Here is a 10,827-nt window from a genome sequence, read left to right as displayed (position 1 = left end):
TCCGGGGCATGGGACAGGCCCGTTGATCAGCGCGAAAGCATTGGTCAGCGGGCCTTCTCGCATCTGGCGCGGGAATGCCCGGCGGTCGTGGTCACCGACTCAGAGGTTCCGCTGCTGACCGCGGGCTCCTGCTCGGCGATGCGGGAGCGGGTGAACCAGCCGCGGACGAGGTCGATCAGCGACGGACCGCCCCGCAAGCACCACAGGGCGATGACGGGATCGCAGATCGCGCAGCCGAGGGAGGAGGTGTGCGCGAAGGGCACGATCGGGTTGCCCTTGAGGTGGTGGAGCACGTCCCAGGCGGTGTGCATCAGCCAGGCGATGCCGATGAACGTCCAGGACTCCAGCCCGCGGTAGGCGACATACGTGGCGACGACGGTGAAGAGGAACTCCCAGCCGCCGAAGCCGCCGCCGCTGAGGTAGGCGGCGCCCGCTCCCGCCACCATGATCGCGTTGAAACGGCGCCGGTGCGGTTCGCGGATCAGTGACATCAGCAGCGCGTACAGGAGGCCGATCAGGATCGGCACGACGTAGATCATGACTGGGTCACCTTTTCGATATCCGGATTCCTTCGACGGACATGCTGCTGTTCTTCCTTGCGGTGTGCGCGAACGAATGAGGGCGAAACGAGAAGCGCGCGGCGCACGGTCAGAAACCGGCGGGCACCGGGCCGTGATCGCGCCAGACGGTGCCGCGGCGCTCATGGGCGAACAACTCCTCCACGGCGTGCGCGATACGAGGCCCTACCTCGCGCTCCAGCAAGTACAGCCCCAGATCGAGTCCGGAGGTGACGCCCGCACCGGTGACGAGGTCGCCGTCGTCGACGACGCGCGCCTGCACCACGTGGACGCCTGTGGCGTCGAGCATGTCGAGGCCCGTGTGGTGCGTCGTGGCCCGGCGTCCCTCCAGCAGGCCCGCCATGGCCAGGACGAGCGAGCCGCCGCACACGGTGCTGACCGTCACCTCCGGGTTATCCATGGCCGCCTTCAGCAGCGCGGGCAGCTCGGTGTTCAGGGTCCGGCCCAGCAGGACGGGGATGAACTCGTCCTGCCGCCACCCCTCGTCGCTCGCATCCTGGTCGGGGACGTCACCGGGCTCGCCGACGCGGCCCGACGCACCGGGAACCACGATCAGGCCCGCGCGCGAGGGGTCGAGGGCGGCCGTGGCGCGCAACGCCAGGCCTCCGGTGCCGCTGACCACCTCGCGCGCCCCTTCCGCGGAGACCAGTTCCACGCTCACCGCGCCCGCGGCGGCGATGCCGCCGGCGTACAGCACTTCGTAGGGGGCGATGACGTCTAGCGGGTCGAAGCCGTCGAACAGAACCATCTGGACGTGCATGGAAAGTTCCTTCGCGTGAGGGAAAACCGGCCCGGTGCCGGGGACGCCTCCGAAGGTATGCGGCCTGCTTCCCTTGCCCCAGTGGCATGAGTGACACTCTTCAACGGGATAGTGCCACGGCTCGTCGCGAGGGCTCCGAACTCGGGCGGACAACGCATTCCTGGGGTCGGGACCGCGTTTTCCCGCCCGGCGGACAGATATGTTCTCGCCATGCACACCGTCGCCGTCCTCGCCCTGGACCAGGTGATCCCGTTCGACCTGTCCACCCCGATCGAGGTCTTCACCCGCACCCGCCTCCCGGACGGGCGCCCGGGCTACCAGATCCGCATCTGCGCCGAACGGCCGGAGATCGACGCGGGCGCCTTCACCCTGCGCGCCCCGTGGGGCCTTGAGGGGCTCAAGGGCGCGGACACGATCATCGTGCCCGGCACGGCCACCCTCGCCGCCCCGCTCGCCCCCGCCGTCCGGGACGCATTGCGCGCGGCGGCCGAGGAGGGCACGCGGATCGCCTCCATCTGCTCGGGCACCTTTCCCCTGGCCGCCACCGGGCTCCTCGACGGCCTGCGGGCCACCACTCACTGGGCCGCGGCCGGCCGCCTGGCCACCGCCTACCCGGACGTCACGGTGGACCCGGACGTCCTGTACGTCGACAACGGGCAGGTCCTCACCTCTGCCGGCGCCGCCGCGGGCCTGGACCTGTGCCTGCACATGATCCGCAGCGATTACGGATCGGCCGTGGCCGCCCACGCGGCGCGCCTCTCCGTCATGCCTCTCGAACGCGAGGGCGGTCAGGCGCAGTTCATCGTCCACGACTACGTGCCCGTGCCGCAAGGCTCCGCCCTCGAACCACTGCTGACCTGGCTGCAGGACAACCTGGGTCGCGACCTCAGCCTCGCCGACATCGCATCCCGCGCCGGAACCAGCACCCGGACCCTGATCCGACGCTTCCGCGAGCAGACCGGCACCACCCCTCTCCAGTGGCTGCACCGCGCCCGCATCCGCCAGGCCCAGCACCTCCTGGAGACCACGAGCCACTCCGTGGAGCGCATCGCCGACCAGGTCGGCTTCGGGTCGCCCACCGCCTTCCGCGACCGCTTCAAACGCACGACCGGTGTCAGCCCGAACACCTACCGCCGCACCTTCAGCTGACTCGACTCGCCTCCCTTCCGGAAGCGCCGGACCAGACCTCGGTAGAGACCGCAACGCAACCCGAAGCACTGCTGGAAAACCACGACACCGCTGATGGCTTCGGCCTGCGGACGGTAGTTCCTCCCAGGTGCCGGAGCTGGGCGATGGACTCGCCGAACACGATCATGGTGCTGCCCGACCTTTCGTGCGGGCAGCACCATGACTGCCTTGTTCAGGCGTGGATCGAGGCGTAGACGTCGCCTCTTAGCCTCGGAACCAGCCTGTCCGGAAGACCGGGGCGTCTCCGGCCACCGCGCGCTGGCACCAGTCCGCGACCCTCGCCCCCACTTGCTCGGGCGTGAGTCGTGACGTGTCGATGACCGTCATCGCCCACTCCGGCCCGGGCGTGCGACCGACCCAGCGCTCCCAGCGCATCGTCGGCCAGGCATCGGTCGTGACCGCCTCCGGGACGTGCCCGGGGTCGGTGGCGTGCGCCCGCAGCCAGGTGGCGAAGCTCCGATGCAGCGGGATCAGCTCCTCCGACTCGTTGCGCTGCGCGAGACGAGCGAGATGAGCCTCTTCGTCGACATCGAGCAGGCACGCGGCGATGTCGATCCGGTCGGCGCTCGGAGCGGCGAGCGCCTCGCCGAGCGGCACCGGGTCACCCGAGAACAGCAGGTGCTTGCCCTCTGCTTCGAGGGCGATCGCGCGGCGGACCGCCGCTTCCACTTGTTCCTGGCGCCAGGCGATGGTCGGAACATCCGGAATCGGGCTGAGCGTGAAGAGCTCGGCGGTCTCGTACACGTCGTCGAGCCGGCGCCGCTCGAACAGATGACGTGCGTGCAGACGCGCGGTGGTCTTGCCGACGCCAGAGGCGCCGGACACGAGCAACAGCATTTTTCTCCTTCAGGAACGACTGATCAGGCGCCGCGCGCACGAGGCGCGGCGCCGGGACTCGGGGCCGAGTCAGCTCAGGCGGAAGAAGAACTGCTGCATCATCACGTCGGCGAGGTTAGGGCATGACTGCGAGGTTCTCCGCCGAATTTTTCGGCCGAACTCCTGATCGCGCCGGCAACGCTTGACCGTGCGGTGAGCTTCTTCTGCGATCCGATCAGGAAGGGACTCAGGCGTCGATCACCAGGTCTTCCAGTGGTTTCGCGCAGCACAGGAGGATCTTGTTCTCCGCTCGGTCCCGGGGGCGGATACCGCCGTTGTGCCGCATGTCCACCGAGCCCTTCAGCAGCGTTGCCTTGCAGGTGCCGCACATTCCTTGTCCGCAGGACGACGGCAGGGTGATGCCGGCGCTCGCCGCGGCGTCCAGGACCGGCGTGTCGGCGTCGCACTCGACGGTCCGGCCGCTGCGGGCGAGCCGCACTTCGAATGTCCCTTCGCCACCGGATGTTTCGGGGACCGCGGCGTCGAGGGTGAAGCTCTCCTCGTGGTAGTGGTCCATGGCGAAACCGGCTTCCGCGAGCATCAGCCGCACGGCGGCCATGTAGCCGGCCGGACCGCAGGTGAACACCTCGCGATCCAGGAAGTCCGGACTGATGCTGCGCAGCACGTCGAGGTCCAGTCGACCGCGCCGGCCCGCCCAGCGCTCGTCCGCCCCGTCGTCCTCGCAGACGTGCGCCACCCGGATGCGCTCCGAAGTGGCTTCGATGAAGTCCAGTTCTCGCCGGAAGATGATGTCGTCCGGGGTGCGGGCGCTGTGCACGAAGACCACGTCCGCCGGGCCGGCCAGGTCGTGGAGCGTCCTGGTCATCGACATCAGCGGCGTCACGCCACTCCCGGCGGAGAGGAACAGGTACTTCGACGCCGGGCGCCGGTGCATCGAGAACTCGCCGAACGGGCCTCGTGCGTGGAGGACCGCACCGGGCACCAAGTGGTCGTGCAGCCAGTTGGAGACCTGCCCGCCAGGCACGCGCTTCACGGTGATCGCCGCGAGGTGCGGGCGGGACGGCGGTGAGGACAGCGTGTAGCACCTGTCGACCTCCAGCCCGTCGACCGGCACCGTGATGGTGATGTACTGGCCCGGGTCGTGGTGGAACAGCGCGGGCTCGACGGGTTCGAAGACGAACATCTTCACGTCGGCGGTCAACTGCTGGACCTGCTTGCAGACCAGCCGCTGGTCCGCCGCGTCCGCCCAGTCGCACGTGGTCCGGGAGGTTCGCACGCCGGTCATCGCAGATGCTCGCGGAGGCGGCCGATGTACCAGTTGCAGAAGGCCTCGACCTGGTACTCCGTCGGGGCGTACGGGCCGGGCTCGTACGCCGGGCTGCCGATCCCCTGCTGCGCGCGGGCGACCAGGTGCGCATCCTGCTCGTTGGTGGCCGTCCAGATCTTGAGCAGCGTCTCCAAGTCGTAGTCCACGCCTTCCACGGCATCCGGGGCCACCAGCCAGGTGGTGCGCAGCAACGTCCGGTCCGGGGCGATCGGCAGCGCCGAGAAGGTGACGGCGTGATCGCTGACGACGTGGAACCACGAATTGGGCTGCAGGTGCAGCGACAAGTGCCCGAGCCGGGGTGTCGGGACGTCGCCGAGCGGGCGCCGGCACGCGGCTTTGCCGTCCGCGGTGAAGGATTCCCCGGCGAGGTCGAGCGGATCGCGCTGGATTCGGAACCCGGTCGCGCGGGTGTCCAGCTCCTCGATGAGCCGGTACGGCAGGCCGGAGTCGTCGCAGATCGCGCGCAGCTCGGCGTCGACCCGCAGGTAGCGCTCGTGCGCCGGGCGCAGCCGCGCGGGCAGGTTCGCGTCGGTGTAGCCGTAGGTGGGGAAGAACGTGCGCAGCAGTTCGGGATGGCCGTCGCAGTGGTAGCACTCCCGGTTGTTCTCCATCACCAGCTTCCAGTTGCCCTGCTCCACCAGGTCGACCTGCGCTGCGACCTTGGCTTCGCGCAGGCGGTGCGGCGCCAGGTACGGTTCGATGCGCGCGGACACGTCGGCGAAGTCTCTCGGCGGTTCGTCGGCGAGGCAGACGAAGACGAGACCGGCGACGCTGCGGGCGTGGACGGGCTTGAGCCCGAAGCAACCGGGGTCGAAGCCGGGCGGCTGGGACGGTGCGTGCCGGAGCGCGCCGTCGGTGCCGTAGGTCCACTTGTGGTAACCGCAGACGATGTTCCCGACCGATCCGCGCTGCTGGTCCAGGATGCGGGCGCCGCGGTGGCGGCAGACGTTGTGGAACGACCGGATGTTCTCCTCATCATCGCGCAGCACGATGATCGAGTAGTCGCCGAGCGTCGTGGTGAGGTAATCGCCCGGCTCGGGCAGTTCGGCCTCGGTGGCCACGAAGATCCAGTGCTTCGCGAAGATCGCCGCGATGTCGAGGTCGAAGAATTCCCGGCCGGTGTAGAACGCTGCTTCCAGGCTGTGGCCGACCGGCCGCCGGGCGACGAGTTCGGACGCTTCGATGGTTCCCAGTGCAGTCACTTCCGCGCTCCTCGTGTTCACATGGGCAGGCACAGGCGCAGCGCGTCGAAGACGGCGGCGTGGATGTTGCGGCTGGTCACGGCATCGCCGATCCGGAACAGCTGGTAGTGGCCCGCTTGGTTGCGGGTGACGCCCTGCGGCGCGAGGGCCAGCAGCGCGCGGTGGTCCACCTCGCCGAGGTTGGTCGAATCGGCGAGCAGCGCTTGGTAGAGCTCATCGTTGGGCAGCGTCCCGTTCTCGACCACCACGTGGTCGACGGTCCGCTCGGTTTCCACGGCGGCGTACTCACTGCGCAACGTCGCGGTGCGGCGCCCGTCCGGTGTGCGGCGCACCGATCGCAGCCGGTGAGCCAGCGTGACGCGCACCGCGTGCTCGGCGAAGACTTCCAGATATGCCGGCGAATTCATGCTGCCGACGTCCGGCGCGAGCATGCGCTCCGGTGTCACGTACTCGACCGACGCCCCTCGGCGGGCCAGCACCTCGACGGCGTCCATGCCCGGGTACGCGCCGTTGTCGTCGTAGACCAGCACCCGGCCTTCGGGGCGTAGGGCACCGGTGAGAACGTCCCAGGTGTCGGCCACCTCGGTCCCTTCCGGCAACGTCGGGTTCGGCGTGCCGCCGGTGGCGACGAGCACGACGTCGGGGTGCTCGTCGCGAACCTCCGCCGCCTCGGCCAGCACGCCGAACCGGAAGTCGACGCCGAGCAGCTTGCATTCGTCGACGCGCCAGTCCACGATGCCGAGCAGATCCCGCCGGCGAGGGTTCGCGGCCGCGATGCGGACCTGCCCGCCCGGCACGTCGTTCGCTTCGAACAGCACCACGTCGTGTCCCCGTTCGCCCAGCACCCGGGCCGCTTCCAGCCCCGCAGGACCACCGCCCACGATCACCGCCTTCTTCCGCTCCGAGGCGCGCGTGATGGTGTGCGGGAGCTGTTGCTCCCGGCCGGTGGCGGGGTTGTGGATGCACTTGGTGTCGCCGGAGTCGTAGATCGCGTCGAGGCAGTAGCTGGCCCCGACGCACGGCCGGATGCGGTCCTCCGCTCCCGCCGCGACCTTGGCGACCAGGTGCGGATCGGCGATCTGGGCCCGGGTCATGCCGACCAGGTCGAGCAGGCCGTCCCGCACGGCGTGGCGCGCGGTCGCGACGTCGGCGATGCGGGCGGCGTGCATCACCGGGACCTGGAGGCTCCGCCTGATCTCGCCGCTGAACTCCAGGAACGGCGCCGACGGCGTGCCCATGGACGGGATGGTCCGGGCCAGCGCGGCATCGCTTTCGATCGAGCCGCGGATGGTGCTGATGAGGTCGATGCCGTCGTCGAGGAAGCAGCGCGCCGCCGCCAGGGCGTCGTCGACGGTCAGCCCGCCCGGCCGGGTCTCGTCCATCATCATCCGGATGCCGACGATGAAACCGGGCCCGACCGCCGCCCGCACCGCCCGGATCACCCGGCGCGGGAACGACATCCGGTTGGCCAGGCTCCCGCCGCAGGAGTCCGTGCGGCGGTTCGTCGTCGGCGACAGGAAGCTGTCCAGGAAGTGCCCGTACGCCTGGATCTCGACGCCGTCGAGGCCGCCGGCTTCGCAGCGCGCCGCCGCGTCGGCGTAGTCCCGCACGATCCGGTCCAGGTCCCACTGCTCGGCGGCCTTGGGGAACGCGCGGTGCGCGGGTTCGCGCAGCGGGGACGCGGACAGCACCGGCAGCCAGTCCCCCGCGTAGTTGCTGGTGCGCCGCCCCAGGTGGGTGATCTGGCACATGACCGCCGCGCCGGCGGCGTGCACGTCGTCGCCGAGCCGACGCAGCCACGGCACCACCTCGTCGCGGTAGAGCAGCAGGTTGCCGAAGGCCGGTGGGCTGTCGGGGGCGACGACCGCGGAGCCGCCGATCATGGTCAGCCCGACCCCGCCGCGCGCCTTCTCCAGGTGGTACAGCCGGTAGCGGTCCTTGGGCAGGCCGTCCTCGGCGAAGGCGGGTTCGTGCGAGGTGCTGACCACGCGGTTGCGCAAGGTGAGCTGCTTGATGGTGAACGGCTGGAGCAGGGGATCCGTCGGATGCATGGCGCTCCTCGCGAATTCCGGCCGAGGTGGACGTCTGTGCCCACCAGCGTGGAGCGCCATGGCCCGTCCGGACAATCAAACGTTCATGCAGCAGATCGTGCAAACTCCTTGCATGATTGACGCTCGACTTCGGGTGTTGCAGCTCGTCGCCAAGCACGGCACCGTCACCGCCGCGGCTCAGGTGCTGCACTACACGCCGTCGGCGGTGTCCTACCAGCTGCGCCAGCTGTCCGCGGAGCTCGGCGTGGAACTGGTGGTTCCGCAAGGCCGCCGAATCCGGCTGACCTCCGCCGCGCATGCGCTGCTGCACCACGCGGAACTGCTGCACGCCCAGTGGGAGCGCGCCAAGGCTGAACTGGCCGCTCTCGCCGACGAGCCCGGCGGCCCGTTCACCCTGTGCGGTTTCTCCACCGCAGCAACGCATTTGCTGCCGCCGGCCGCCGCCGAACTGCGTGACGACTTCCCGAACCTGAAGGTGCGGCTGATCGAGGCCGAGCCCGCCCGGTGCTTCGACCTGCTGCTCGCCGGAGACGCGGACCTGGCGCTGGTGATCGTCACGGCGGACACCCCGCCGCTGGCGGACGCGCGGTTCGACCAGCGGCCACTGCTCGACGATCCGCTCGACCTGGTCACGCCGCTCGGTCACCCGCTGACCGACCGCCCGGCGGTGACACTCGCCGACGCGGCGAACGAGCCGTGGATCGTGGGCCGACCGGACAGCACCTACCACCAGCTGGTGATCACCGCGTGCATGGCAGCGGGTTTCAGCCCGAACGTCGCGCACTACGCCGACGAATGGGACACCGGAACCGCACTCGTCGCCCACGGGTTCGGCGTCATCCTGGTGCCCCGGCTGGCACGCCTGCACAGCTATTGGCCGGTCGCCCGCATCCCGCTCCACGGCGAACCGGCACCCGCGCGCCGAATCCTGGCGGCCACCAGGATGGGCGGCCGGGACAATCCAACGATCGCCCGCGCCCTCCAAGCGATCACCAAGACCGCGGCCGGAATCCTCCCGGCCCAACCCGGCTGACCGGGCGTCGGCTTCGAGTCGAAGCCGACGGGAAAGGCGCTTATTCGCTCAGATTCTTTCCGCAGCAAGGCCTCCGCACCGGCAAGTTGATCCAAAGCGCGCCAGATCTTCTGGATCAACATTTTCGGCAGATCAGAGCGACCCGGCCTCAAGACATCGTGGAATCGGCTGGCGTCCGATGCCAAGCGCTCCAAGCGAGTTGGGCGAACGGAACGATCACCAGCAGGTCGACGATGTAGGCGACCCATTCGAGGCGAAGAACCCGGCCCAGCGGGAAGACCACAGCGGCGAGGCAGATCAGGACAGCGACCCACCGCGGGGACAGTCGGGTCCAGAAGAGGAGTACGCCGAATACCAGCAGGGCCAGCGGGAAGGTCGGCCCCGGGAGCCACAGCACCAGCAGGCTCTGCGGCGGGTAGTCGCCGAAGCGCGCCAGGGCCACCTGATCGTGCAAGCCGAATACGCCTTCGAAGAAGCCCTGCAGCCCGAATGCGATGCTGCCGAACATTCCGATCAACAACAGCAACAACCACAGCCCGGACACGACGGGGATGCGTTCGCGCAACCGTTCGTATTCCCCGATCAGCCCGTACACCCAGGGCACCATGGAAAGGGCGATCAACATCCCGCCATTCACGCCGTAATGACCGTCGACCCAGAAGAACGGCGATGCAGCAAAGATGACCGGACCGAGGAACAGCGCCGCCGCCTGCAATCGTTGCACGACCATCGGCGCAGGTTAGAACCCCTGCCAACTGCCCGCAACCGAACTGCGCCCACCCCAGCGCCCGCAGCCTTGTCCTCCGAGGTTCGTCGTACCGGCGATGCCTTGGGAACGCGAAGCGGTGGGCTCGGCCGTGAGGACCCCTGGCGTGTCCGGTCGGGCTCGCTACGCCTCTTCTTCCGATAACCGGCGCAGCCGGATTTCGAGGACTTTTCGTTGCGGGGCGTCTGGTGCCGTCAGGTCGCGTGCCTTTTCCAGCACTTCCAGATCGTCGCGCCCCGCATCGGTGTTGGCGAAACGCCAGAGCAGTTCCGGACTCCTCGCCGCCAACGCCAACCCGCGCAACGACGCCAGGAGTTCGTCGCGCTCGGCACGGATCGCGGTGGACTCCGAGCGCGGCAGCAACAGTCCGGCGTGGTCGAGGGCTGCTTCGGCGTCACCCCGGCTCAAAGCCTCGCGGAGGGCGCCCAGGTCGCTGTCGAGATCGGCGGCGATCCGGTACGGCCTGGGCTTGACCACGTCCTGGCCGAGCACGTTGCGGATGCGGTGGATCTCGACCCGGACCGTGGTGGGGTTGCCGTGCTCCCCGTGCAGGAGCAGCGCCAGCCGCTCCGCGTTCAGGCCACCCGGATGCATCGCGAGCAGTGCGAGGATCTCCGCGTGCCGCAGGCTCAACTCGTGCCGCACACCGTCCACTGTGGCCTTGGGAATGCCGTCGCCGAGAAGCTGCAACGACAGCTGCGGGCGCCGGCGGCGCTGAGGAACACGCAGGAGGTAACCGCCCTCCAGCGGTTCGACCTCGGCGTGTTCGCCGTTGTCGAGACGGACGATCCCGCTGTCGTCGAGGCCGACGCGCTGCCCCGGAACGAACTGCGCCGTAGACGCGCTCGCGACGATCCGGCCACTCGGGCTCAGCAGCGCCGCTCCCCGGCCGGATTCGCCGAGGTAGTGGGCGTTGCGTTCGCGGAAGAGGTCGTCGGAGGCGTGCAGGCGCCAGCGGAGTTCGCCCTCCACCAGCCGCGCCCCGGCGGTCACGAGCGCGAGCAGCGCCGGGTGCATCGTGTGCAGCGGCCCGCTGAGATCGACCGCGCCGAGCAGCGCACCCGTATCGGGATCGCGGACCGGAC

General features: G+C 69.5%; 9 protein-coding genes and 1 pseudogene. 2 read left to right on the top strand and 8 right to left on the bottom strand.

All coding sequences use genetic code 11. The features are described from left to right. Positions 1–161: 161 nt before the first annotated feature. Positions 162–539 (bottom strand): annotated as a pseudogene (locus tag BLW84_RS42245) (DUF6010 family protein); the annotation flags it as partial. 109 nt (positions 540–648) lie between these two features. Next, positions 649–1,338 carry a DJ-1/PfpI family protein gene (locus tag BLW84_RS42240; protein WP_093277827.1) on the bottom strand — a complete coding sequence of 230 codons (690 nt, stop codon included), beginning with the start codon at positions 1,336–1,338 and terminating at the stop codon, positions 649–651. A 210-nt stretch (positions 1,339–1,548) separates the two neighbouring features. Between BLW84_RS42240 and BLW84_RS42235 the strand changes: the two genes are divergently transcribed. Next, positions 1,549–2,487 (top strand): GlxA family transcriptional regulator, encoded by a 939-nt coding sequence (locus BLW84_RS42235; RefSeq protein ID WP_093277824.1) that lies wholly within the window; start codon positions 1,549–1,551, stop codon positions 2,485–2,487. A gap of 243 nt (positions 2,488–2,730) precedes the next feature. Here the strand turns inward: BLW84_RS42235 and BLW84_RS42230 are convergent, their stop codons facing one another. The 4 genes from BLW84_RS42230 to BLW84_RS42215 form a co-directional block, all read right to left on the bottom strand. Further along, positions 2,731–3,363, bottom strand: a complete 633-nt coding sequence (locus BLW84_RS42230; protein ID WP_093277821.1) for a DEAD/DEAH box helicase family protein — start codon at positions 3,361–3,363, stop codon at positions 2,731–2,733. A 226-nt stretch (positions 3,364–3,589) separates the two neighbouring features. Continuing rightward, positions 3,590–4,648: an FAD-binding oxidoreductase gene (locus tag BLW84_RS42225; protein ID WP_093277817.1), complete on the bottom strand. Its 1,059-nt coding sequence runs from the start codon at positions 4,646–4,648 to the stop codon at positions 3,590–3,592. Beyond that, positions 4,645–5,892 carry an aromatic ring-hydroxylating oxygenase subunit alpha gene (locus tag BLW84_RS42220; protein WP_093277814.1) on the bottom strand — a complete coding sequence of 416 codons (1,248 nt, stop codon included), beginning with the start codon at positions 5,890–5,892 and terminating at the stop codon, positions 4,645–4,647. Before BLW84_RS42220 ends, BLW84_RS42225 begins: the two co-directional genes overlap by 4 nt. A 17-nt stretch (positions 5,893–5,909) precedes the next feature. Next, on the bottom strand, positions 5,910–7,943 hold the full coding sequence (locus tag BLW84_RS42215) for an oxidoreductase (RefSeq protein WP_093277811.1): 2,034 nt from the start codon (positions 7,941–7,943) through the stop codon (positions 5,910–5,912). A 112-nt stretch (positions 7,944–8,055) separates the two neighbouring features. On the opposite strand from BLW84_RS42215, the gene BLW84_RS42210 reads away from it, so the two are divergent. Beyond that, on the top strand, positions 8,056–8,976 hold the full coding sequence (locus BLW84_RS42210) for a LysR family transcriptional regulator (RefSeq protein ID WP_093277868.1): 921 nt from the start codon (positions 8,056–8,058) through the stop codon (positions 8,974–8,976). 148 nt (positions 8,977–9,124) lie between these two features. Here the strand turns inward: BLW84_RS42210 and BLW84_RS42205 are convergent, their stop codons facing one another. Continuing rightward, complete coding sequence (locus tag BLW84_RS42205) at positions 9,125–9,706, bottom strand: hypothetical protein (RefSeq protein ID WP_093277808.1); 582 nt, start codon at positions 9,704–9,706, stop codon at positions 9,125–9,127. A gap of 159 nt (positions 9,707–9,865) precedes the next feature. Then, the coding region (locus BLW84_RS42200; RefSeq protein ID WP_093277805.1) for a helix-turn-helix domain-containing protein at positions 9,866–10,827 on the bottom strand (962 nt) is incomplete at its 5' end.

This window comes from Saccharopolyspora shandongensis (assembly GCF_900106995.1).
GTDB lineage: Bacteria > Actinomycetota > Actinomycetes > Mycobacteriales > Pseudonocardiaceae > Saccharopolyspora > Saccharopolyspora shandongensis.
Note: the sequence above shows the minus strand (reverse complement) of the source record. Positions and strands in the feature narration are given on the sequence as shown.

What these genes read in the sequence shown, in the direction of transcription:
- BLW84_RS42205 (WP_093277808.1), bottom strand. Translation starts at nt 9,706, where the DNA reads ATGGTCGTGCAACGATTGCAGGCGGCGGCGCTGTTCCTCGGTCCGGTC.
- BLW84_RS42235 (WP_093277824.1), top strand. Translation starts at nt 1,549, where the DNA reads ATGCACACCGTCGCCGTCCTCGCCCTGGACCAGGTGATCCCGTTCGAC.
- BLW84_RS42210 (WP_093277868.1), top strand. Translation starts at nt 8,056, where the DNA reads ATGATTGACGCTCGACTTCGGGTGTTGCAGCTCGTCGCCAAGCACGGC.
- BLW84_RS42230 (WP_093277821.1), bottom strand. Translation starts at nt 3,363, where the DNA reads ATGCTGTTGCTCGTGTCCGGCGCCTCTGGCGTCGGCAAGACCACCGCG.
- BLW84_RS42240 (WP_093277827.1), bottom strand. Translation starts at nt 1,338, where the DNA reads ATGCACGTCCAGATGGTTCTGTTCGACGGCTTCGACCCGCTAGACGTC.
- BLW84_RS42215 (WP_093277811.1), bottom strand. Translation starts at nt 7,943, where the DNA reads ATGCATCCGACGGATCCCCTGCTCCAGCCGTTCACCATCAAGCAGCTC.
- BLW84_RS42225 (WP_093277817.1), bottom strand. Translation starts at nt 4,648, where the DNA reads ATGACCGGCGTGCGAACCTCCCGGACCACGTGCGACTGGGCGGACGCG.